At 52.8% G+C, this 23246-nt stretch carries 17 protein-coding genes and 1 tRNA gene; 8 read left to right on the forward strand and 10 right to left on the reverse strand.

Translation table 11 applies throughout. The features are described from left to right. Window positions 1–12 precede the first annotated feature (12 nt). The 4 genes from DA718_RS00550 to DA718_RS00565 all read right to left on the reverse strand — a co-directional run bounded on the left by DA718_RS00550 (window position 13) and on the right by DA718_RS00565 (window position 2917). On the reverse strand, window positions 13–768 hold the full coding sequence (locus DA718_RS00550) for a fimbria/pilus periplasmic chaperone (RefSeq protein WP_112216063.1): 756 nt from the start codon (window positions 766–768) through the stop codon (window positions 13–15). Between the two features lie 62 nt (window positions 769–830). Next, window positions 831–1364: a fimbrial protein gene (locus DA718_RS00555; RefSeq protein ID WP_112216100.1), complete on the reverse strand. Its 534-nt coding sequence runs from the start codon at window positions 1362–1364 to the stop codon at window positions 831–833. Window positions 1365–1467: 103 nt separating this feature from the next. Further along, window positions 1468–2064, reverse strand: a complete 597-nt coding sequence (locus tag DA718_RS00560) for a hypothetical protein (RefSeq protein WP_112216062.1) — start codon at window positions 2062–2064, stop codon at window positions 1468–1470. A 758-nt stretch (window positions 2065–2822) separates the two neighbouring features. Next, window positions 2823–2917 (reverse strand) — tRNA-Sec (locus tag DA718_RS00565). A gap of 294 nt (window positions 2918–3211) precedes the next feature. On the opposite strand from DA718_RS00565, the gene DA718_RS00570 reads away from it, so the two are divergent. From DA718_RS00570 to DA718_RS00580, 3 genes are all read left to right on the forward strand, one after another. Next, on the forward strand, window positions 3212–4606 hold the full coding sequence (locus DA718_RS00570; protein ID WP_112216060.1) for a glycoside-pentoside-hexuronide family transporter: 1395 nt from the start codon (window positions 3212–3214) through the stop codon (window positions 4604–4606). A gap of 13 nt (window positions 4607–4619) precedes the next feature. Next, window positions 4620–6938 (forward strand): alpha-xylosidase, encoded by a 2319-nt coding sequence (yicI, locus tag DA718_RS00575; protein WP_112216059.1) that lies wholly within the window; start codon window positions 4620–4622, stop codon window positions 6936–6938. 285 nt (window positions 6939–7223) lie between these two features. Then, entirely contained in the window at window positions 7224–7955 is a 732-nt protein-coding gene (locus DA718_RS00580; protein ID WP_112216058.1) for a MurR/RpiR family transcriptional regulator, read from the forward strand. A 463-nt stretch (window positions 7956–8418) separates the two neighbouring features. On the opposite strand, the gene DA718_RS00585 is transcribed toward DA718_RS00580, so the two are convergent. The 4 genes from DA718_RS00585 to xanP all read right to left on the reverse strand — a co-directional run bounded on the left by DA718_RS00585 (window position 8419) and on the right by xanP (window position 14903). Continuing rightward, window positions 8419–9798 carry a family 4 glycosyl hydrolase gene (locus DA718_RS00585; RefSeq protein ID WP_112216057.1) on the reverse strand — a complete coding sequence of 460 codons (1380 nt, stop codon included), beginning with the start codon at window positions 9796–9798 and terminating at the stop codon, window positions 8419–8421. A 13-nt stretch (window positions 9799–9811) separates the two neighbouring features. Further along, on the reverse strand, window positions 9812–11371 hold the full coding sequence (locus DA718_RS00590) for a PTS transporter subunit EIIC (protein ID WP_112216056.1): 1560 nt from the start codon (window positions 11369–11371) through the stop codon (window positions 9812–9814). A 279-nt stretch (window positions 11372–11650) separates the two neighbouring features. Continuing rightward, window positions 11651–13366: an AsmA family protein gene (locus DA718_RS00595; protein ID WP_112216055.1), complete on the reverse strand. Its 1716-nt coding sequence runs from the start codon at window positions 13364–13366 to the stop codon at window positions 11651–11653. Window positions 13367–13511: 145 nt separating this feature from the next. After that, window positions 13512–14903, reverse strand: coding sequence for a xanthine/proton symporter XanP (gene xanP / locus DA718_RS00600; protein WP_110276931.1), 1392 nt, complete (start codon window positions 14901–14903; stop codon window positions 13512–13514). 287 nt (window positions 14904–15190) lie between these two features. Here xanP and gltS point away from each other — a divergent pair, with 287 nt between their 5' ends. After that, the gene (gltS, locus tag DA718_RS00605) at window positions 15191–16393 is read left to right on the forward strand and encodes a sodium/glutamate symporter (protein WP_112216054.1); all 1203 of its coding nucleotides are present in this window, start codon (window positions 15191–15193) and stop codon (window positions 16391–16393) included. 114 nt (window positions 16394–16507) lie between these two features. Here gltS and glpK read toward each other — a convergent pair whose 3' ends face one another. Both glpK and DA718_RS00615 read right to left on the reverse strand, forming a co-directional pair. Continuing rightward, the gene (gene glpK / locus DA718_RS00610) at window positions 16508–18019 is read right to left on the reverse strand and encodes a glycerol kinase GlpK (RefSeq protein WP_110276933.1); all 1512 of its coding nucleotides are present in this window, start codon (window positions 18017–18019) and stop codon (window positions 16508–16510) included. A 21-nt stretch (window positions 18020–18040) separates the two neighbouring features. After that, entirely contained in the window at window positions 18041–18892 is an 852-nt protein-coding gene (locus DA718_RS00615) for an MIP/aquaporin family protein (RefSeq protein WP_112216052.1), read from the reverse strand. A gap of 443 nt (window positions 18893–19335) precedes the next feature. Here DA718_RS00615 and zapB point away from each other — a divergent pair, with 443 nt between their 5' ends. The 4 genes from zapB (at window position 19336) to DA718_RS00635 (ending at window position 23243) form a co-directional block, all read left to right on the forward strand. Further along, window positions 19336–19581, forward strand: coding sequence for a septal ring assembly protein ZapB (gene zapB, locus DA718_RS00620; RefSeq protein WP_110276935.1), 246 nt, complete (start codon window positions 19336–19338; stop codon window positions 19579–19581). Window positions 19582–19731: 150 nt separating this feature from the next. Then, the gene (locus DA718_RS00625) at window positions 19732–20721 is read left to right on the forward strand and encodes a sulfate ABC transporter substrate-binding protein (protein WP_112216051.1); all 990 of its coding nucleotides are present in this window, start codon (window positions 19732–19734) and stop codon (window positions 20719–20721) included. A gap of 157 nt (window positions 20722–20878) precedes the next feature. Continuing rightward, window positions 20879–21640 (forward strand): CDP-diacylglycerol diphosphatase, encoded by a 762-nt coding sequence (locus DA718_RS00630; protein WP_112216050.1) that lies wholly within the window; start codon window positions 20879–20881, stop codon window positions 21638–21640. A 268-nt stretch (window positions 21641–21908) separates the two neighbouring features. Then, window positions 21909–23243, forward strand: a complete 1335-nt coding sequence (locus tag DA718_RS00635) for an MFS transporter (protein ID WP_112216049.1) — start codon at window positions 21909–21911, stop codon at window positions 23241–23243. Window positions 23244–23246: the final 3 nt, after the last annotated feature.

The raw sequence follows: 23246 nt of genomic DNA on the forward strand, positions 1-23246 counted from the left end.
GGTTCCGGTGTGCTATAGTGGATATTCTTCACTTATTCTCGCTCCCTGATCGTTAACCAATGTAATGGTCACACTCTTAATTCCGGACGGTTTAGCACCATTAAAAAAGAATTTTTCACTGCCAAAAGGCACAATAATATCGGCTTTCTGCGTGAAATCACCGGAAGTGCTGTGTAAGGTTAATTTTGTCAGTGAGGCGTGATAGGGCTGGTTATTTACAACAAGAACACCGGCATTCCCTCCCTGAGAAAGATGAGTGATCTGTAGGTTTTTTAGCATTTTTTGAGGATCGCCAGCCAATCCTTTTGGGCGATAAAATAATTTAACCCGGTTACGCAGCATCACCAGTATTTTATTTTGCTTTTCTGCGTTATCACCTTGCAGAGCATTAGACGGAGGGACTTGCATAAAGTTAAACCAGAAAAGAGATTCTCTGTCCTGAGGTAACGTTTTAGCCCCTGTGAAAACTATTCTCAGAACCTGTCCGCTGTTGGGCTGAATGCGAGATACAGGTGGCGTCACCACAAACGGAATATCCCGTCCCTTTTCAGGAGCGTCGTGAATATTTCCACTGTCAAACCAGGAGGTGACGATATAGGGGAAGTTATCATTATTCTTTAGCTGAACATCTGCTGACTTCGCTGTGCTATCATAAATAATACGCGTACCGGTCATCGTTACGCTAGCGTGTGTCTGACAGCCATAGCCAAAAAAAAGGGGAAGAAAAAGTAAAAAAGCTGAATGTATTCTCCGGCTATGAATATTCATCCGATGTACCTCATAATAAAGCCAAATCTATGGCGGGATAAACTATCCCGCCATAATGCTACTTACTGATAAGAAACGGCATACTGCAGAGAGGACTGAACGGTACCTGCAGTTGCTGCGCCAGTTGCATAGTACTGGGCAGTATATGTTGCAGTTTTCTCAGTTTCGTTTGCTGCCAGAGAAAGGTCACCTGCACCGTTAAAGACGCTGCTAAAGTCGATATCTGTATTTGCAGTATCCAGAATCTGAACTTCCACGTTACCTGCAGAGCCGGTATTTGCTAAGTTACCAGTTGCGCTGACGTTATTACCCACAAAAACAGTTGAGATGTTTACACCGGCTGCAGAGCCTGTGCAACCGCTGACGCCCACATCAAATGTAGTCTGTCCAGCAGTCGCCGCAGAGGCTGCTAATGCTGATGCTGGTACGGTCGGTAAAAGAACGATAGGGGCAACGTCAGTACCGTTTACGGATACAGAACAGGTTTCGTCAGTCACTTCACCCATAAAAGTGATGGTGTTGTTAGCTGCTAAAGCATTACCGGAAAAAATAGCAGAAGCCAGTGCAGCAGTAATCAGTGCGCGATTCATTGTCATAAAAAACTCCATTTTCATTCAGTTTTGGTGATATTATTCCTGCAGATGCAGGTGGTTCTCTTTGTTCAATACTTAACAAATAAGAATCAAACAAAGAAATATCTTAGTTACCGCAGATAAGATTTTTCAGGTGCTTTTTTTCCTGATGTTTTTTCTTTAAAAGAAGGACATCCCGACATAGTAACTCTCCCTGACTGTTGGATGAATCAAGGTTGTATTTTTTCAGGATTAGCCTTTTTTTCTGTGATAATCTTTTAATCGATGTGTGTTTAATATAGTGATAACCAAAAGTTTTGTGAGATTCACAAAAATAATCCATCACTTTAAAGTAATCATATAGTCGGCTCTGCTGACTCATAGACTCATCCGACAATTTGCGCATGAGCTTTATAAAATAACCTGGTTCCACATGACGGGGCACTATCCATGGTAGTTCTTTTTCTACAGGTTGTATGTGATGGAAAGCAGGCGCAAATACGACACGACAGGAAATTGATGATGCAATATTTACTAGCTCGCGGCGATAGTAAATATTATCGACAGCAATTAAAACAACATCCCCGCGACACAGTGTGCGAGTTAATGTTCTGGCGTTTTTTTCATTTAGATTAATAGTTTCAAAAGCAATATCGCTCTCCAGCAATAATGCCTTGGCACCGTTTAAAAAAAAAGAATCATCAGAAATAAGAATGTGCTTCATCTTTCCTCCTTGAGTAATAACATCCCTGTAAATCCGAACTTTTAAACTACTCCAGAATCCTTGGAGTGAATGCCCAAAAGTCTTCTTGGTTCAATTCTAAACAGATAATGAAAATTCTTCACAATCGTTTGAGTTGATTGAAATGGATTTAATAATAGCTGAGGCCTATTGAATATATGTATTCAATAGGGCAATTCAATAAAATAAGAATATCATCTACATATAATATTTTATTAATGAATCTTGCTCTGGTTAAAGTTATAATTACATGAATCAATTCAATAAATCAAAAGTCAACAAAAAAATACATTAAATATATTTTATTGTTTTTTTAAAATCATTCAAAAAATGAATGTGTTTTTTTAGGAAAAACCTCAATGCGGACAAACTAAACTAAGACAAATGTAGGAGGGTTATTCTCAAGAAATAAAAATGATCTAGATCAATATAAGTGCCATTTACAATGTGCTGTATGAGATTCTGTTTACTGTACGTTTAGGAAGTAGAGAGTGCTGGCCGTAAAAAGAGGGGGGAGGATGTATTTTTTCAGCATAGGTAAAGCACTGGTAAATTCGGAGGCAGGAGGGGCATCGACCATATCGGCGGCTATTACATAACGTAACATTCCTCCCCGAATACACTATCCAAAAATAACACTATGTAGATTGAATTCGCTTAACATTGGGATACAGCTGAAGCTTTATCTTAAGGGACAGGAAGGGACTTTCTTGACTTCAGGGGGGTTCAGTAGAGCTAATTGGCGGAAGATCACAGGAGTTGAACCTGCCCGGGACCGCTGGCGGCCCCAACTGGATTTGAAGTCCAGCCACCTCACCGGAGATGACGATCTTCCGCGCCTCAATTGCTACATGGAGGCGGGGCGCATTATAGCTACTTTCCTGCATTAACCACATACCCCAACGCACTTTTTTACTGTTAAAACTGGACTTTACAGAACCTTCTTAAACAAATCCTTGCAAAATCCGTGGGTTACACTTTTATACACTCTTTCAGGCTACCGAGATCACATAAAACAAGAAACGTAATTTGATTATGAGATATCGCAATTCATCTTACCGCGCGGATAGTTTACAAATTCTGTAACCGGTACCAACAAGCGGTAGCGCTGAGAGATGAGTGTGTTGTTATGAAAGATCATATTTTGTCCGTCAAAGAGAAGATTGGCTACGGCATGGGCGATGCCGCCAGTCATATCATTTTCGATAACGTCATGTTGTATATGATGTTTTTCTATACCGATATTTTTGGTATTCCTGCCGGCTATGTCGGCACCATGTTCCTGCTGGCCCGCGCGCTGGATGCGATATCCGACCCGTGCATGGGATTGCTGGCCGACCGCACCCGCAGCCGCTGGGGGAAATTCCGCCCGTGGATACTGTTTGGCGCGATCCCGTTCGGCCTCGTCTGCGTGCTGGCCTACAGCACGCCTGACCTGAGCCATAACGGCAAGCTGATTTACGCTGCGGTCACCTACACTCTGCTGACCTTGCTCTACACCGTGGTCAATATCCCGTACTGCGCGCTGGGCGGCGTCATTACCGACAACCCGACTCAGCGCATCTCCCTGCAGTCCTGGCGCTTTGTGCTGGCGACGGCGGGCGGCATGCTCTCGACCGTCCTGATGATGCCGCTGGTGAACTTTATCGGCGGCGAAGACAAGGCGTTTGGCTTCCAGGGCGGTATCGCGGTGCTCTCGGTGATTGCTTTCCTGATGCTTGCCTTCTGCTTCTTCACCACCAAAGAACGCGTCGAAGCGCCGCCGAGCTCCACCTCGATGCGTGAAGATCTGCGCGATATCTGGCGCAACGATCAGTGGCGCGTAGTTGGCCTGCTGACCATTCTGAACATTCTCGCGGTCTGCGTTCGCGGCGGCGCGATGATGTATTACACCACCTGGATCATGGGATCCGCTGCGCTGTTTACCGCGTTCCTCACCACCTACTGCGTCGGCAACCTGATCGGCTCGGCGCTGGCGAAGCCGCTCACCGACTGGAAATGCAAAGTTAGCGTCTTCTGGTGGACCAACGCCATCCTGGCGGTGCTGAGCGTGGCGATGTTCTTCGTGCCGATGGATGCCGAAATCACCATGTTCGCCTTTATCTTCGTGATTGGCGTACTGCATCAGTTGGTCACGCCGATTCAGTGGGTGATGATGTCCGACACCGTCGACTACGGCGAATGGTGTAACGGCAAACGCCTGACCGGCATCAGCTTCGCGGGCACCTTGTTCGTACTCAAGCTGGGCCTGGCGCTGGGCGGCGCGATGATTGGCTGGATGCTGGCGGGCGGCGGTTACGATGCCGCAGCCAAAACCCAGAACAGCGCTACCATCACCATCATTATCTCATTGTTCACCCTCGCTCCGGCAGTCTGCTACCTGCTGAGCGCGGTTATCGCTAAACGCTACTACACCCTGAAAACGCCGTTCCTGAAAAAGATGATGGCGGAACTGGCTCAGGGTGCTCGCCGCAACGAACACGACTTCACTTCAGCGCCGACAGGCAAAGAATTGCAAAACTAAGAGGAAGCTATTGATGAAAATCAGTGATGGAAACTGGCTTATCCAACCAGGGCTCAATCTGATCCAACCCGTGCAGGTGTATGAGGTTGAGCAGCAGGGTAACGAGATGGTGGTCTACGTTGCGTCTCGCGAAGTCCGTGAGCGTGCCGCTCAGCTGGACGTTCCGCTCTTTACCGTACGCTTCTTCTCCCCGCAGGAAGGGGTGATCGGCGTACGCATGGAGCACTTCCAGGGTGCGCTGAACAACGGCCCGCACTACCCGCTGAACGTGCTGAAAGATGTAAACGTTGAAATTCAGAACGGCGATGAGTTTGCCGAGCTGAAGAGCGGTAACCTGACCGCCCGCGTCACCAAAGGTGACTTCTGGTCGCTGGATTTCCTGCGCGACGGCGTACGTATTACCGGCAGCCAGCTGAAAAACGACGGCTATGTGCAGGATACGAACACTAATCGCAACTATATGTTCGAGCGCCTGGATCTCGGCGTCGGTGACACCGTCTACGGCCTCGGCGAGCGCTTTACCGCGCTGGTGCGTAACGGTCAGACGGTAGAAACCTGGAACGAAGATGGCGGTACCAGCACCGAACAGTCGTATAAAAACATTCCGTTCTATCTGACTAACCGCGGCTACGGCGTGCTGGTTAATCATCCTGAGCGCGTCTCTTTCGAAATCGGCTCCGAGAAAGTCTCTAAGGTGCAGTTCAGCGTCGAAGGCGAGCATCTGGAATACTTCGTGATCGACGGCCCGACCCCGAAAGAGGTGCTGAACCGCTATACCCGGTTCACCGGGCGTCCGGCGCTGCCGCCAGCCTGGTCCTTCGGCCTGTGGCTGACCACCTCGTTTACCACCAACTACGACGAAGCGACGGTTAACAGCTTTATCGACGGTATGGCGGAGCGCAATCTGCCTCTGCACGTGTTCCACTTCGACTGCTTCTGGATGAAAGCCTTCCAGTGGTGCGATTTTGAGTGGGATCCGGTCACATTCCCTGACCCGGAAGGCATGATTAAGCGCCTGAAAGATAAAGATCTGAAGGTCTGCGTGTGGATCAACCCGTATATCGGCCAGCGTTCGCCGGTATTTAAAGAGCTGCACGAGAAAGGCTATCTGCTGAAACGTCCGGACGGATCGCTGTGGCAGTGGGATAAATGGCAGCCGGGCCTGGCGATTTATGACTTCACTAATCCGGAAGCCTGCCAGTGGTACGCCGATAAGCTGAAAGGTCTGATTGAGATGGGCGTTGACTGCTTCAAGACCGACTTTGGCGAGCGTATTCCGACCGACGTGCAGTGGTTTGATGGCTCCGACCCGCAGAAAATGCACAACCACTACGCCTTCATCTATAACGAGCTGGTGTGGAACGTGCTGAAAGAGACCGTTGGCGAGAAAGAAGCGGTGCTGTTCGCCCGTTCCGCCTCGGTGGGCGCGCAACAGTTCCCGGTGCACTGGGGCGGCGACTGCTACGCCAACTACGAATCCATGGCGGAAAGCCTGCGCGGCGGCCTGTCGATCGGGATGTCCGGCTTTGGTTTCTGGAGCCACGATATTGGTGGCTTCGAAAACACCGCGCCTGCTCACGTCTACAAACGCTGGTGCGCCTTCGGCCTGCTGTCGAGCCACAGCCGTCTGCACGGCAGCAAATCCTATCGTGTGCCGTGGGCTTACGATGACGAGTCCTGCGACGTAGTGCGTCACTTCACGCAGCTGAAATGCCGCATGATGCCGTATCTGTATCGCCAGGCAGCCCTGGCCAACGAGTTCGGTACGCCGATGCTGCGTTCAATGATGCTGGAGTTCCCGCACGACCCGGCTTGTGACTATCTGGATCGTCAGTATATGCTGGGTGATTCCGTGCTGGTCGCACCAGTGTTTAGCGAAGCGGGCGATGTGCAGTTCTATCTGCCGGAAGGCAACTGGACGCATCTGTGGCACAACGACGAAGCGCAGGGTAGCCGCTGGCATAAGCAGAATCATGATGTGCTGAGCCTGCCGGTTTACGTGCGCGACAACACCCTGCTGGCGCTGGGCAACAACGACCAGAAGCCGGACTACGCGTGGAACGAAGGCACCGCTTTCCAGCTGTTCAACCTCGACGATGGCCGCGAAGCCGTCTGCCAGGTTCCGGCTGCGGACGGTTCGGTGGTCTTCACGCTGAAGGCGAAACGCCAGGGCAACACCATTACCGTCAGCGGTGAAGGCGACGCCAGCGGCTGGACGCTGTGTCTGCGCAATATCCCGCAGGTTGCGGGTGTGCAGGGCGGCGCTCAGGCGGGTAGCGAGCTGGGTGCAGTCGTCACCGCGCAGGGCAACGCGCTGACGATTACGCTGTAAGGTTTTCTATCCCGAAGCACGGGTTCGCAGCTATCTGCGGACCCGTAACCCGGACAAGGCGCGTCAAGCGCCGCCTCCGGGAATACAGGCGTAATGCAGGCTCAGGTTATCCTCCCGGTGGCGCTGCGCTGACCGGGCTACGAGCTAACCCCTCTTCGTTTATGAAGAGGGTTTTTTTATTCCATTTTGTCGAAAAAAGTAACGTTCATTTCATTCTGGTGATTCATCCCACAGACACTATTGCCGCCAGGTGATAGCGTAGTTTGCCGCTGAGAGGAGCCCGGAATGGATTTAGAAAATATCTTTCGTGATGTGAAGCTAAGCAAAACTGAGATGACTGTGCTGCGCTTTATCCAGAACGATCCTGAGCAATGCGTTCGCGAGGGGGTCCGCGCCGTCGCGGAACACTGTTATAGCAATCCCTCCTCGCTGGTGAGGCTGGCGAAGAAATTGAAATTCAGCGGCTGGCTGGAGCTGGTCTACTTTATTAAATTCAATATCACCATGCCCAAACTCGATGTGACTAACGATATCGATTATATGAGCATTCAGCCGGTGGAGGGGATAACCCCGCTGCTGGAAAGTCTGCAAAATCACCGCATTTTGATTCACGGCAGCGGCTTTTCGCAGCTGATCGCCCAGTATATTTATAATAAGTTTTTGGTGATCGGGGTGAATGCCAGCCTGGCATTGTGGCCGGATTATGAAATCCTGGAGCAGAAGAACGCCGCCAAATTTGATTCGATCTGGATTATTTCCAAATCCGGGCGCAGCAGTTCGGCGCTGAACTGGGTGAAGGCTCTGGAGGGGAAAGAGATTAATCTGGTCTGCTTTACTGGCGATTATCAAAGCCCGCTGGCGCAGGCGGCGGATACGGCGTTTATCATTCATGACCCGCAGAAGTTCGATGACGATATTTACTGGAGTAACCCGTTTTTCGGTTATTGCATACTCGGTTTTGAGCGGTTGCTGAAGATGTGGTTTATGCAGACGGGTATCCCCGGAGGCGGCGCTTGACGCGCCTGTCCGGGCTACCGGCCCGCAGATGGCTGTGAGTTTGTAGCCCGGTCAGCGCAGCGCCACCGGGATGAAGCCGCGCCGATGCCTCAGGTCCGACACATTTCCCGGAGGCGGCGCTTGACGCGCCTGTCCGGGCTACCGGCCCGCAAACGGCTGTGAGTTTGTAGCCCGGTCAGCGCAGCGCCACCGGAATGAAGCCGCGTCGGTGCCTCAGGTCCGACACATTTCCCGGAGGCGACGCTTGACGCGCCTGTCCGGGCTACCGGCCCGCAAACGGCTGTGAGTTTGTAGCCCGGTCAGCGCAGCGCCACCGGGATGAAGCCGCGCCGATGCCTCAGGTCCGACACATTTCCCGGAGGCGGCGCTTGATGCGCCTGTCCGGGCTACCGGCCCGCAAACGGCTGTGAACCCGTAGCCCGGATAAGGCGTTAGCCGCCATCCGGGGAATTTAGCCGGGCGTTTATTGCCAGTCGGCGAACTGCTTATCATCAAGATAAGCGTCAACCAACGTTTTCGCCAATGAATAAGAGCCAACCAGCGGATGCGCCATCAGCGCCCGGACCGCCAGCGATTTATCCCGCTGCAAAATGGCCGCCACCGCCAGCCGTTCATACTCTTTCACGCTGGCGATCATGTTTTTCTGCGCTGTTGGCACATGTTTCGGCGTCACCGGCTTCAGGCCGTCTTTGCTCAGATCGCAGCTGATCTCAATCACATCGTCCGCGCGCAGGAAATCCAGCGTGCCGTTGTTGGGCATCGACACCACGATGCGCTTGGTGGTAGTGCTGTTGACGGCTTCCAGAATATCCAGCGCCACGCCCGCATAGCCGCCGGTATCCGGCTCTTCTATAAACTGTTTTAAGGTCAACGGTTCGCGGGTGTGGAATTTCTCCTGCTGCGACTCGTTCTGCATATAGCTGTTTTCCCGGCGTAAATAGTGCTTCATCCAGATGGTAAACGCCGCTTCCGGGTTGGCTTTTACGTCAATGGTTCGCAGCTCTTCGCGCATATCGTGATTGATGCGGGCAATCTGCTCGCCACGAGTTTCCGGTGCGTTCTGAATCGCTTTTAACGCCACTTCGCGATAGTAGTAATAATAGAGATATTCATTAAGCAACTGCTTATCACACAGCTGGACCAGCTCCGGCGAAAAGTACTGCATCGCCGTTTTGCGGTATAAATCCGGGCTGGCGATCAGCCGTTCGGTGACATCTTCGCCGCGTACGGTGAAATGGGTAAACCAGGAGAAGTGGTTCAGCCCATAGCACTCGACGCCGAGGTCGTGTTCGTCGCAGCCGAGGATTTCCGGCAGCTCGCGAATAAGCTCCGACGGGGCGTCGCAGATACCGTACACCCGGCGCTTAAAGCCGGATTTGATAATCGCCTCGGTGACCAGCCCTGATGGGTTGGTGAAGTTAAACAGAATGGCGTCTTCGGCAGCGTGCTCTTCAATCAGGCGGCAGTAATTGAGAATCGCCGGAATAGAGCGCATCGCCATGGCGAACCCGCCTGCACCAGTGGTCTCCTGGCCGAGGGTGTTATTTTCCAGCGCGATCCGCTCGTCGCGGATCCGGCTCTCATCGCCGCCTACGCGCAGGGTGGTTATCACATAGTGGCTGTTTTTTAGCGCTGATACCGGGTCGCTGGTAATGCTAAAGTGAATATCCGGGCGAATGGCATTAAACACATAGCGGGCGATTTCGCCAAATACAGCCAGGTTATCGGCAGAGCTGTCGAGAAATACCACTTCCTTTAAACCAATGCGGTGCGCGTTATATGCCAGAGACTTTGCCAGGAATGCAGAGCGAACGCCGCCCCCGCCTAATACGGTTAATTTCATAAATAACTCCCAATTAATTTTCTGCTAGCCAGCTATCAACCCGGGAACGAACCTGTCCCACTTTGACGCCGTAAATAACCTGAACTTCATTACGATTTCGTACTACACCATTTGCGCCGGTGCTTTTTAATATGGCATCGTCAACCAGCTCCATATTATGAATCGCGACGCGCAGACGGGTGAAACAGTTGTCGACGGAAATAATGTTCTCTTTACCGCCTAAGCCATTGATAATTTCATTGGTTACCGACTGCGGTTCACCCATTTTTTTACGATAATCCGCCTTGCTATATAACTTCACATTTTCATCGTCTTCACGACCCGGCGTCTTGAGATTCAGCTTAACGACCAGAGTACGGAAGATAACGTAGTAGACCGCAAACTGACCGATACCGATAAGTACGTAGCCGGGCCAGCGCGTCAGGGATACCGGCAGCGGCAGGTTGTAAATCAGGAACTCAATCAGCCCGGATGCGCCCCAGGGTCGAATGGTGAAGATATCGCAAATGGCCTGCGAGGCCGCGGTCAGGGTGGCGTGGATAACCCACAGCAGCGGCGAAACAAACAGGAAGGTAAACTCAATAGGCTCGGTAATACCTGTAAGCATCGAGGTGATAATAGCGGGCAGCAGAATCGCTTTGGCCATCATTTTTTTCTCCGGCTTCGCCGTGTGGTAGAACGCCAGCGACGCGCCAGCAAGGCCGAAGATGGTGGTCATTCCCTGCTGCGAGAAGCGCAAAGCTTCGTTCATCACCGGAGTCAGATCCGGGTGACGCATATAGGCGAGGAAAATGGCCTGAGTACCGGAAACTACCTGCCCGTCGACGCTCAGCGAACCGCCGATTTGCGTGAGCTGGAACGGCGACCAGACGAAGTGGTGCAGGCCGGTAGGAATAAGGAATTTTTCGAAGAAGCCGTAGACGAAGACCCCAGCCACGCCAGCGTTCTTCATAAATCCTGTCAGCGCCGCGATGCCGTGGGTCATGAACGGCCAGATCCAGGTAAAGGCGATAGCATAGAAGATGACGACCGGCGTCATCGCCACCAGCGTTAACTTCGCGCCACCATACATAGAGAGCGCGCCGGGCAGCTCAATGGTCGACACTTTGTTATGCACCCAGGCAATGGTGCAGCCGAGAATAATCCCGAGAAAGACCCCCATATCGACCACAACAAAACCTAACAGCTGGGTTTGCCCGGTGCCGTAATATTCGCCGTTAATTTTTTCCGCGAGGCCGTTGGTGTGCTCCAGCCAGGAGTGGTTGGCGCCAAGGAACATGATAAAGCACATCACCGAAACCAGCGCGACTTCGGTTTTTTTATCTTTCGCCAGGCCATAACTGATGCCGACGCAAAATAGTAATCCAAGGTTGCCAAATAAGGGCCAGAAGGTATCTCCGAGGAGCTGCCCGAGCTGGTGTAAAAAACTGGTTTCCGAAATTAATGTTGGGTTGGTTAAGACAGAGCTGAGTGCCAAAATTAAGCCGATGACCGGTAAGAACAATACAGCCCCGATCATTGCTCTGGAGAATTTTTGCATATTCTCCATAATACGTTGACGTATTACAGACATGGTTGTTCCTTTATTTTTGTAGGTTCAGGGACTTTAATTATTTTTTTAACTTCCAGTGTTTTTGTTATAGCAAGTCCATTATTTGAAAGGAACAGGTTGCGGAAAATAGGTACAAATAGCCGCTAAATGGCAACAGGTTTCATTGGAATATTACCTTCACCCATCTCTCTCCCTGGAAGGAAGAGGGGGTCGCTCGGTGTGGGCATAAAACAGGGGCTTAAAAAATAAAGAGTGCAGAGGGCGGTTCCCTCTCCCCGCCGGGGAGAGGGTGAGGGGAAGCTAGGGGGTAGAAATTACCGGAGCAGAAGGAGCCTGGGTACTGGTGACTTCGCCGTTGCGCATCACCTGCGCAACCTGCTGCTTCTCCATATTAATTGCGCTGAGTTGACCGTTGACGGTCGGCTTCAGCGGCGCATCCGCGAGCACGCTGCCGGTTGCCGTCAGCTGGAGATTGCCGTCGCCGGAAACCGGCAGCGCAGGCCAGCCCCACGCCTGCAAAATATTCAGCGGCACGCCGCGACCGTTCAGGCTCAGATTGACCAGGCGCTGCGGAAGTTGCGATACCGCCGCTGTGGCTTGCAGGATCCCGCGCTCGGTAAAGGCGCTAAGCTCGTTAACATTCACCGTTGAGGCGTTGGCGCTCAGCTTCAGCGATGGGCGGCGAACGTCAATGCGGTTAAACGTTGCTGCGGCGGCGTTCAGCGTCACGCTGCCGTTCCATATACCCCAACTGCGGTCCTTCACCAGCTGTAGCTCGCCGCCGTAGCCGTCGAGGGCGGTGATCTGCCATGGAAATTCAGGTTCAATATCAATGACCAAATTGCGGCTGGCGCTGAACTTCTTCAGGGTCAGGCTCTGTAACCATTCCGGCAGTTGTTCCATCCATAGTTGCTTCCAGTTAGCCGGCAACGTGTATTCCAGCCCGGCGAACGCGGCGTCATCCAGAACCAAAGCATGGCCAGCACGCAGCCAGTTGCCGGAAGTGCGCACCATCCCGCCTTCCCAGCGTGAGGTGAACTGGCGCAGCGCGATACCCTGCGGTGAGAAACTGGCGTTGAGGATCGGGTCGAGGAAATGCAGTGAGCCATAAATAAACTCGTTGGCATTCATCGACAGCGTACCCTCCTGACTTTGCCAGTCGCCGTGGCTCAGGGTTAGATTGCGCAGATTAAGGTCGAGGCTAGCGACCGCCCAGTCAGGCCCCTGCAGGCTGGCGTCGGTCATATCAAGACGACCAATCTGTAGCGAAGGAAGGGTGGTCAGCGGTGCGAAAAAGTCGGCGAGCGATTTATCGCTTTGCAGGCGGATCTCGCTGAGGCGTAAATTATCGACCTGCCAGCCGCCGTCGGCGTTGCGTTTCGCCGTCCCGGTCATCGTGCCGCGGGCAACATCTGCACCGATGGTCGAGAGCGCCACTTCACCGTTATCGATACTCCCCTGGACCAGCACGTTGCTGGCTTCGATGCCGTTCAGCGTCATCGACCCCGCGCTCATCTGAATCTGCGTTTTCTTACCGAGGACGTTGCCCGCTTCCGGTGCCCACGGGCTGACGCCGCCGGTGACGCGCTGAGCGCTGAGATCCCAGTCGCTTTCCGGACTATTAAACGCCATGTTGCGCAACTTTAGGCGGTCGGCGGCGAAAGGTAAGGCTGCCGATGAAGGCGAGAAGTTCAGGGTGCCATCGCTGAGGACAATCTCGTCGGCATGCAGTGGGTCGCTAAACTGGCGGCTGCTAAAGCCGATATCCACTGTTTTAGCCACCAGCGTCGCCGGTTTGCCGTCACGACCAAGGGTGACGTTTTGCAGTTGCAGGTGCATTGGCGAGGAGTAATTGTGGTCCATTTTGTTGAAAGAGACCTTCCAGCCGGTACCGTCGCTTAGCCAGGCGCTGGCCTGGCGCGCGCCCCATTGGGTTTGCAGCAGGAAATAAGCCGCAATGATCACCACCAGCAGAGCAATCAGCAGCCAGAGAATCAGCTTTCCGAGAAATTTCATGATCTTCGTTCCTGAGCGAGGCACATAAGGCTGTTATGCCCGAATTATGCGCAATCCTCAAGACAGGAATTGTGTAATGAGATGATGTGAGGTGGATGATGTACATGCCCTGGCCAGCATCACGCGGCCAGGACATCAGGCAGGATTAGTTTTTCTCTGGCGGGAAAACCAGGTTCAGCACAATTGCCGTTATACCACCGGCAGCGATGCCGGAGGAGAGCAGGTTCTTCAGCCAGTCAGGGGCGAACTGCAGGATCAGCGGCTGCTGGGAAACGCCAAGGCCGACGGCCAACGACAGGGCGATAATCAGGATCGCACGGCGGTTCAATGGCTCACGGGAGACGATACGTACGCCGGAAGCGGCGATGGTACCGAACATGACCAGCGTCGCGCCGCCGAGTACCGGTTCAGGAATATGCTGTACAAAGCCGCTTACCGCCGGGAACAGGCCGAGCACGATCAGCATCAGTGCGACCACGAAACCGACATAGCGGCTGGCGACGCCGGTCAGCTGTATCACGCCATTGTTCTGGCCAAAGCAGGAGTTCGGGAAGGTATTAAATACCGCCGAGACGAACGAGTTCAGGCCGTTAGCCAACACGCCGCCCTTCAGACGCTTCATATATAGCGGGCCGGAAACCGGCTGCTCGGAGACGTCGGAGGTAGCGGTGATATCGCCGATAGTTTCCAGCGAGGTAATCATAAAGACCAGCATCAGCGGCAGCAGCAGATTCCAGTCGATACCCAGACCGTAGTAAAGCGGCGTGGGCACCATAATCAAGCTGCTGTCGGTTGGCGCGGTATTGGTCGGCAGCATATCGAGGAACCAGGCTGCCAGATAACCCGCTGCCATGGCGATCACCAGCGAGGCGATGCGCAAATAGGGGTTGCGCTGGCGATTAAGGATAATAATCAGCGCCAGCACGATACCCGCCAGCAGCAGGTTTTTCGGCGCACCGAAGGTGTTATCAGCCATGGCCGCGTAGCCGCCGCCGATAGAAGTGAGGCCAACCTGAATCAGCGACAGACCGATAATCATCACCACCACGCCGGAGACCAGCGGCGTAATGATGCGCCGCGCAAGGTGTAGTACGCGGGAGATGACCATTTCCGTGCAGCTGGCCAGCATCAGGGTACCGAACAGCGCAGCCATCATGGTTGGGACATCGGCGCCGCCGGTTTTCAGCGCGGTACCGCCCATAATCAGCGGTGCGACGAAGTTAAAGCTGGTGCCCTGAATTGAAAGCAGCCCTGAGCCAACCGGTCCCCAGGCTTTAATTTGAATAATGGATGCGACACCGGAGGCGAACAGAGACATGCTGATGATGTGTTGCGTATCCTGAGCCGGGAGGCCCAGAGCCTGGCAAATTAACAGCGCCGGGGTGATGACTGCGACAAACATCGCCAGCAGGTGCTGGAAAGCGGCGAACAGAGTTTGCGGTAGCGGTGGGCGGTCTTCAAGGCGGTAGATTAATTCGCTGACTTGCTTATGCGCAACCGGTTGCGCATTTTCTGACTCTGCGGTGTTAACGGACATCACAACAATCCCAAAGGTGGCAAAGCGGGGATTTTATCGGACTGTAGACTAAAAGCAAACGTTTGCCACTCTTTAGCGATAAATATTTATACAGGGAATAGGCTTAGAGAAATTATTAACATTTTGTATGATTGATCGCATCATTATCCCTACAAAATATCTTTTTCTGTCCTTTTTTCCGTACTTCTGCTTAAAATCCCCTCCCGATTACTCATGATGAGAAGCAATCGACACCGGGAATACCGTCGCGTGTGAATGGATCATGCGCCTATAAGGAGCTCTTTTTTATGTTTCATCTCGATACCTTATCGACGCTCGTTGCCGCAACACTAGTGTTGCTACTGGGTAGAAAACTCGTTCAAACCGTCCCTTTCCTGAAAAAATACACCATTCCTGAGCCCGTGGCGGGTGGATTGTTGGTTGCGCTGGCGCTGCTGGTGCTTAAGAAGAGCATGGATATCGAAATCGATTTCGATATGAGTCTGAAAGATCCGCTGATGCTGGCGTTCTTCGCCACCATCGGTCTGAATGCCAACCTCGCCAGCTTGCGGGCTGGCGGCAAAGTGGTGGGGACGTTCCTGATCGTTGTCGTGGGACTGCTACTGCTGCAAAACGCCCTCGGCATCGGCATGGCGAAGCTGCTGGGCCTCGACCCGCTGATGGGGCTGCTGGCGGGTTCGATTACGCTTTCCGGCGGTCATGGAACCGGGGCGGCGTGGAGTAAAGTGTTTGTCGAGCGCTATGGCTTTGCCAACGCCACCGAAGTGGCGATGGCTTGCGCAACTTTTGGCCTGGTGCTTGGCGGCCTGATTGGCGGACCGGTGGCGCGCTACCTGATTAAGCACTCTTCTTCACCGGACGGCACGCCGGACGATCAGTTGGCGCCGACCGCGTTTGAAAAACCGGATATGGGACGCATGATCACGTCGCTGGTGCTGATTGAAAGTATCGCGTTAATTGCAATCTGTTTGACGGTAGGGAAGATCGTTGCGCAACTGCTGATGGGCACCGTGTTCGAGCTGCCGACCTTCGTTTGCGTGCTGTTTATCGGCGTGATTCTCAGCAACAGTTTGTCGGCACTGGGGCTGTATCGCGTGTTCGACCGCGCGGTGTCGGTATTGGGTAACGTCAGTCTGTCGCTGTTCCTGGCGATGGCGCTGATGAGCCTCAAGCTGTGGGAGCTGGCGTCGCTGGCTCTGCCGATGATTGCTATTCTGGCGGTGCAAACGGTAGCGATGGCGCTGTACGCGGTGTTTGTGACCTATCGAATGATGGGGAAAAACTACGATGCCGCCGTTCTGGCCGCCGGGCACTGCGGTTTTGGCCTCGGCGCAACGCCGACGGCGATTGCCAATATGCAGGCGATTACCGACCGTTTTGGCCCATCGCACATGGCGTTTCTGGTGGTGCCGATGGTGGGTGCGTTCTTTATTGATATCGTTAACGCGCTGGTAATTAAGCTGTATCTGCTGTTGCCGATGTTTGGCTGATAAAAAACCCGGAGGCGGTGCTGCGCACCTGTCCGGGCTACAAGATCGTGCGGTTTTGGATTTGGTAGCCCGGCTAAAGGCGTTTACGCCGCAAGCCGGGAATACCTCCACACCTTACGCTTCGTCGTGCTCTTCCCACGCTAATGCGCGTTTTACCGCTTTCTTCCAGCCGCTGTAGCGAACGTTACGCTCGGTAGTTTCAATCCCCGGGCGGAATTCACGTTCGATAACCGCTTTCTCCTGCAACTCATCCAGATTCTGCCAGAAACCCACCGCCAGACCGGCCAGATAGGCAGCACCCAGCGCGGTGACTTCGCGCACTTCAGGGCGTTCTACACGGGTGCCGAGAATATCGGACTGGAACTGCATCAGGAAGTTGTTGGCCACCGCGCCACCGTCGACGCGCAGAGCGTGCAGACGGATCCCTGAGTCAGCCTGCATTGCTTCCAGCACGTCGCGGGTCTGATAGGCGATCGACTCCAGAGTGGCGCGAATAATATGGTTAGAGTTCACGCCGCGGGTCAGGCCGAAGATTGCGCCGCGGGCGTACGGGTCCCAGTACGGTGCGCCGAGGCCAGTAAATGCCGGGACCACGTATACGCCGTTGGTATCTTTCACTTTAGTTGCGAAATATTCGGAATCGAACGCGTCGCTAATTAGCTTCATCTCATCGCGCAGCCACTGGATGGAAGCGCCTGCCATAAACACCGCACCTTCCAGCGCATAGTTCACTTCGCCGCGTGGGCCGCAGGCGATCGTCGTCAGCAGGCCGTTTTCAGATTTCACCGCTTTCTCGCCGGTGTTCATCAGCATGAAGCAGCCAGTGCCGTAGGTATTTTTCGCCATCCCTTCTTTAACGCATAGCTGGCCGAACAGCGCCGCCTGCTGGTCGCCCGCGATACCGGCGATCGGAATACGCGTGCCGCCTTTACCGCCGATATTGGTCTGGCCGTACACTTCGGAAGACTTGCGTACTTCCGGCAACATGGCGCGGGGGATATCCAGCGCGTCGAGCATTTTGTCGTCCCAGTCCAGCTCGTGGATGTTGAACAGCATGGTACGTGAGGCGTTGGTGTAGTCGGTGACGTGCACGCGCCCCTGGGTCATTTTCCAGATAAGCCAGGTGTCCACGGTGCCGAACAGCAGCTCGCCGCGTTTTGCGCGCTCGCGCGCACCTTCGACGTGGTCAAGGATCCACTTCACTTTGGTGCCGGAGAAGTAGGGGTCAACCACCAGGCCGGTAGCCTTACGGATGTACTCTTCCATGCCGTCGCGCTTGAGCTGCTCGCAGATTTCAGCGGTACGGCGGCACTGCCAGACAATCGCGTTATAAATCGGTTTACCGGTTTCGCGCTCCCACACGATAGCGGTTTCACGTTGGTTGGTGATGCCGATTGCCGCGATTTCATCGGAGCTGATATCGGCTTTTGCCAGCACTTCTACCAACGTGGAACTTTGGGTTGCCCAGATCTCCATCGGGTCGTGCTCAACCCAGCCGGGCTTCGGATAAATTTGTTCAAATTCTCGCTGAGAGACGCTGACGATATTGGCATCGTGATCCATTACAACGGCGCGGGAGCTGGTGGTGCCCTGGTCGAGCGCTACGATATATTTTTTGTCGGTCATAGTATGAGTCCCGTAGTCAGATTACAGCGAAGCGTTGTGTTGCGTTGTAGAGGAGGATGAGGCTTCTTTCTCTTCGGCAACGCAGGTGTCGCAAGGCAGGTGACGGCCAATCAGCTTGCGGTAGCAGAATGCGCCTAGCGCAGCACCGACGATTGGCGCACACAGCGGCACCAGGAAATAAGGAATATCTTTGCCACCCGTGAAGGCGACATCACCCCAGCCAGCAAGCCAGGCGAAGGTTTTTGGTCCGAGATCGCGTGCCGGGTTCATGGCGAAGCCGGTCAGCGGGCCCATGGATGCGCCGATAACGGCGATCAGCAGACCAATCAGCAGCGGTGCCAGCGGGCCGCGCGGCACGCCGTTGCCATCATCGGTCAGCGCCAGAATGACGCCCATCAGGATAGCGGTAATCACCATCTCTACCGCGAAGGCCTGCACAAAATTGATATGCGGGTTCGGGTAAGTGGAGAAAATGCCAGCCAGCTCAAGACTTTCGACGCTACCGCGCACCATATTGTGGCTATGTTCGAAATCGAAGAAAAGATTGTAATAAAGCCCGTAAACTAAAGCCGCAGCGCAAAAGGCGCCAGCGAATTGCGCAATGATAAAAGGAACAACTTTACGCCCGTCGAAGCAGGCGAACAGCCACAGCGCAATGGTAACCGCTGGGTTAAGGTGCGCACCGGAAACTCCTGCGGTCAGGTAAATCGCCATAGCGACGCCCAGACCCCAGATGATGCTGATTTCCCATTGACCGAAGCTTGCTCCCGCGACCTTAAGTGCAGCGACGCACCCAACGCCGAAAAAGATCAACAACCCGGTACCGAGGAACTCTGCGATGCACTGGCCTTTTAGTGTTGATGTTTGGCTCATAATCGAATCCTGAAGCGTAGTGATGATTATTGTATGTATGAAGGTCGCAGGCGACCACGCTGCCATGTAGGCATAGTGTTAATTTATCGTTAACGAACAAAAACGAGAAATATCGAAATTCAAATGTGTGTACTACGTCAAGAAAATGAGCGTTTTCGCGCCATAAACGCGTATTCGGTCATTTGCGGGATCGTTTCACCGCTCATTTTTTTAACGCATTGATTAACAATTACGAAAAAGTACCGGGTAAAAGCGGCGAACGGACCAGGTAAAGACTGAAAAGTGTTGCAAACCGCAATCTACGCGGGTTGTCGCTGGACAGGGGCGACGGGGCTTCATACAATCGACTACATCACCACGGTAGTGCGCTAATTTTCGTTAAGGCGTCAACGCGTATACGAAACGGACGGTTTCTATCAACGCCTTGCAAGTTCAGGAGAGGTATGACGATGTCATTAGAAGTGTTTGAGAAATTAGAATCTAAAGTCCAGCAGGCGATTGATACCATCACTCTGTTACAGATGGAAATCGAAGAGCTGAAAGAAAAGAACAACACGCTGGCGCAGGAAGTACAAAGCGCACAGCACGGTCGTGAAGAGCTGGAGCGTGAAAACGGTCAGCTGAAAGAACAACAGCAGGGCTGGCAGGATCGTCTGCAGGCGCTGCTGGGCCGCATGGAAGAAGTATAATGCTTCTCGCCCTCTCCCGTCCGGGAGGGGGCAAATTCTCCTCGTCATATATACTCACAAGTTATAGCCAATCTTTTTTTATTCTTTAATCATTGGTTCGCTTTCTGGCACGCTTAATTCATCACAACACGACATAAAGAGAGCGGTGCGATGAATAAGTGGGGCGTAGGGTTAACTCTGTTGCTGGCATCCGCCAGCGTTCTGGCAAAAGACATTCAGCTATTAAACGTTTCTTATGATCCGACGCGCGAGCTGTACGAACAGTACAACAAAGCGTTTAGCGCGCACTGGAAGCAGGAAACCGGCGATAACGTGGTGATTCGTCAATCCCACGGCGGCTCCGGCAAGCAGGCGACCTCGGTGATCAACGGCCTTGAGGCCGATGTGGTAACCCTTGCGCTGGCTTATGATGTTGATGCGATTGCTGAACGCGGTCGGATCGACAAAAACTGGCTCAAACGCCTGCCGGATAACTCCGCGCCGTATACCTCTACCATCGTGTTCCTGGTGCGTAAGGGCAATCCGAAACAAATTCATGACTGGAACGACCTGATTAAACCGGGCGTATCGGTGATTACGCCGAACCCGAAAAGCTCCGGTGGCGCACGCTGGAACTATCTGGCGGCCTGGGGCTACGCTCTGCACCAGAACAACGGCGACCAGGCTAAGGCTCAGGAGTTCGTGAAAGCGCTGTTTAAGAACGTCGAAGTGCTGGATTCTGGCGCACGTGGCTCGACCAATACCTTCGTAGAGCGTGGGATCGGCGACGTGTTGATTGCCTGGGAAAACGAAGCGCTGCTGGCGACAAACGAACTGGGCAAAGATAAATTTGAAATCGTGACCCCGAGCGAATCGATTCTGGCCGAACCGACCGTTTCGGTCGTCGATAAAGTGGTCGATAAAAAAGGCACTCGCCAGGTGGCGGACGCTTATCTGAAGTATCTCTACTCGCCGGAAGGTCAGGAGATTGCGGCGAAGAACTTCTATCGCCCACGTGACCCGGATGTGGCGAAAAAATACGCCAATGAATTCCCGAAACTGAAACTGTTCACTATCGATGAAGAGTTTGGCGGCTGGACCAAAGCCCAGAAGGAACACTTCTCCAACGGCGGTACCTTCGACCAGATTAGCCAGCGTTAAATAGCCTCTCCTTATCCCCGGTAGCCGGGGATAAGAGGTAGCCCGGACAGGCGCGTCAAGCGCCGCCTCCGGGAAAAAGATCCCGTACCTCTTCCTGTTTTCATTTAGTCATTAAACTGCGCTACTCTTCCAGTTCCGGCTGAGACAGGAAAACATAATGCGAAGAGTACGATACTTTTTATTGGTGCTGCTGGTGGTGGTTCTGGCGGCGGTGGCCGGAGGCTACTACTGGCTCCATTCAGGCAACCCTGACGCGTTGCGGAAAATTGTTCTGCAACAGTGCGTCCCCAACCAACAGCAGAATCAAAATCCCGCGCCCTGTGCGGAAGTGAATCTGAAGGGCGGCTATGTCCTGTTTAAAGACCGCAACGGCCCGCTGCAGTATCTGCTGATGCCAACTTATCGTATTAACGGCACCGAAAGCCCTCTTCTGCTCGACCCTCTGACACCAAATTTCTTCTGGCAGGCCTGGCAGGGGCGTGAAATCATGAGCCAGCATCGTGGCTCTGCCGTATCGGATGATGCGGTTTCATTGACAATTAATTCGCGTAGCGGGCGCACGCAAAATCATTTCCATATCCATATCTCCTGCTTACGGCCCGATGTTCGCACTCAACTGGATAAAGAGGCCTCTGTCATTAGCAGTCGCTGGTTGCCGCTGCCCGGCGGGTTAATGGGTCATGAATATCTGGCGCGCCGGGTCACTGAAACGGAGTTGGCGCAGCGCAGTCCTTTTCTGATGCTGGCGGAAGAAGTACCGGAAGCGCGTGAGCATATGGGCCGCTTTGCGATGGCGATGGCGAAGCAGAGCGACGGCTCGCTGGTGCTACTGGCCACCGAGCGTAACCTGCTGACGCTCAATCGCGCATCGGCGGAAGAGATTCAGGATCATAACTGCGCGATTTTGACGGATCGCTAGTTTTCTTCGCACTACTCTCCTTTCCATTATCTTGTTGATTCTTATCCCGGTTTGAAATCGGGGTAAGATCCTGTGCGTAAAATTATGTGAAATCGATCAAAAGATATAAAGGTATACCTTTATATCTTTTTGGGAGTCGTTACACTCTTCTCATAGCCACCACAGACCGTTTGCTGGATGGCTTATTTATAAAAACGTTTTTATTTCATGTAGTGACATCATTAATTGTTCACCAGATTTGCGCTGCTAAGCGTAAAGGAATATCAACATGAAACTTTCTATTGTGGAAAAAATCGGTTTCGGCGCAGGGGATATGGCAATAAACGTAGTGATTATTGCCATGCAGCTGCTGCTCGCCTATTTCTATACCGATATCTATGGCCTGAGCGCCGCTGATGTTGGCGTATTGTTTGTGGTTGTGCGGATGATTGATGCCATTATCGATCCGGCCATGGGGGTTCTTACCGATAAACTGAATACGCGCTGGGGGCGTTACCGCCCGTGGTTGCTGTGGTTTGCTATTCCTTTTGGTTTCGCCGTTTATTTGATGTTTATTACGCCGGATATGGCTTATATGGCCAAACTGGCATGGGCCTATGGCACCTATATTCTTATGACCCTGGTGTATACCGCCATCACCATCCCCTATATTTCGATGATTGGCGTGATTACCAGCGACCCTGTCGAACGACTTAGCGCAAATGGTTATCGCTTTGTAATGACCAAAATTGCCGCTTTCCTGGTGACTATTGTGGTACCGATGCTTGCCGTCTGGCTGGGGCAGGGTAATAAGGCTTTGGGCTATCAGTTTTCGATGGGATTAATGGGGGCGATGGGTGCGCTGCTGTTTATCTTCTGTTTTCTCACCACTCGCGAACGCAGCGAACCGGAAATTACGTCGTTATCAGTAGGAAAGCAGTTTAAGTATCTGTTACGTAACGATCAGTGGATTATTCTCGGCGTTGTTATTTTGCTACTGATGTGCGGTTATGTTATTCGCGGTTCCGTCGCGGCTTATTACGCCAAGTATTATCTGAACGGCGGCGACAGCTTGATTTCACCCTTCCTGACGACCGGCGTCATTGCTTCAATTCTGGCGATGATTGCTACCACCTGGATAACCAAGTTCTGGGACAAAATTAAAATGTTCCGCTATACCCAGCTCGTCACTTTTGTTCTGAGTGCACTGATGTATTTCTTCGTCGGTCGTGAAAATCTCGTGCTGGCATTTACATTCTATTTCCTCATTAATTTCTTCTGCGACATGCAAATGCCGGTGTTCTGGTCCTCTATCGCTGAAGCGGTGGATTATGGAGAAAAGAAAACCGGTCTGCGCGTTTCCGGTCTCGCGTTTGGCGGCATCCTCTTCTTTCAGAAGTTTGGTATGGGGATCGCTGGCGGCGTACTTGGATTCTTGCTGAGCCACTTTGGCTATCAAGCCGATGTTGAACAAACCGCGCGTTCGCTCACCGGTATTGCGCTGATGATGACGCTCATTCCCGCTCTGTTCCACCTTGCGGTTGGGCTGCTTATGAAAAAGTATCTGATTAACAACGAATATTATCGTGATATTCAGCTCGCTCTGGCGCAGAAACAGGCATAAGGA

The sequence above is a fragment of the Klebsiella huaxiensis genome (assembly GCF_003261575.2).
GTDB classification, from domain to species: domain Bacteria; phylum Pseudomonadota; class Gammaproteobacteria; order Enterobacterales; family Enterobacteriaceae; genus Klebsiella; species Klebsiella huaxiensis.

What these genes read in the sequence shown, in the direction of transcription:
- DA718_RS00625 (WP_112216051.1), top strand. Translation starts at nt 19,732, where the DNA reads ATGAATAAGTGGGGCGTAGGGTTAACTCTGTTGCTGGCATCCGCCAGC.
- DA718_RS00590 (WP_112216056.1), bottom strand. Translation starts at nt 11,371, where the DNA reads ATGTCTGTAATACGTCAACGTATTATGGAGAATATGCAAAAATTCTCC.
- DA718_RS00550 (WP_112216063.1), bottom strand. Translation starts at nt 768, where the DNA reads ATGAATATTCATAGCCGGAGAATACATTCAGCTTTTTTACTTTTTCTT.
- DA718_RS00635 (WP_112216049.1), top strand. Translation starts at nt 21,909, where the DNA reads ATGAAACTTTCTATTGTGGAAAAAATCGGTTTCGGCGCAGGGGATATG.
- DA718_RS00555 (WP_112216100.1), bottom strand. Translation starts at nt 1,364, where the DNA reads ATGACAATGAATCGCGCACTGATTACTGCTGCACTGGCTTCTGCTATT.
- DA718_RS00560 (WP_112216062.1), bottom strand. Translation starts at nt 2,064, where the DNA reads ATGAAGCACATTCTTATTTCTGATGATTCTTTTTTTTTAAACGGTGCC.
- zapB (WP_110276935.1), top strand. Translation starts at nt 19,336, where the DNA reads ATGACGATGTCATTAGAAGTGTTTGAGAAATTAGAATCTAAAGTCCAG.
- DA718_RS00570 (WP_112216060.1), top strand. Translation starts at nt 3,212, where the DNA reads ATGAAAGATCATATTTTGTCCGTCAAAGAGAAGATTGGCTACGGCATG.
- yicI (WP_112216059.1), top strand. Translation starts at nt 4,620, where the DNA reads ATGAAAATCAGTGATGGAAACTGGCTTATCCAACCAGGGCTCAATCTG.
- DA718_RS00580 (WP_112216058.1), top strand. Translation starts at nt 7,224, where the DNA reads ATGGATTTAGAAAATATCTTTCGTGATGTGAAGCTAAGCAAAACTGAG.
- DA718_RS00630 (WP_112216050.1), top strand. Translation starts at nt 20,879, where the DNA reads ATGCGAAGAGTACGATACTTTTTATTGGTGCTGCTGGTGGTGGTTCTG.
- DA718_RS00615 (WP_112216052.1), bottom strand. Translation starts at nt 18,892, where the DNA reads ATGAGCCAAACATCAACACTAAAAGGCCAGTGCATCGCAGAGTTCCTC.
- DA718_RS00595 (WP_112216055.1), bottom strand. Translation starts at nt 13,366, where the DNA reads ATGAAATTTCTCGGAAAGCTGATTCTCTGGCTGCTGATTGCTCTGCTG.
- DA718_RS00585 (WP_112216057.1), bottom strand. Translation starts at nt 9,798, where the DNA reads ATGAAATTAACCGTATTAGGCGGGGGCGGCGTTCGCTCTGCATTCCTG.
- xanP (WP_110276931.1), bottom strand. Translation starts at nt 14,903, where the DNA reads ATGTCCGTTAACACCGCAGAGTCAGAAAATGCGCAACCGGTTGCGCAT.
- gltS (WP_112216054.1), top strand. Translation starts at nt 15,191, where the DNA reads ATGTTTCATCTCGATACCTTATCGACGCTCGTTGCCGCAACACTAGTG.
- glpK (WP_110276933.1), bottom strand. Translation starts at nt 18,019, where the DNA reads ATGACCGACAAAAAATATATCGTAGCGCTCGACCAGGGCACCACCAGC.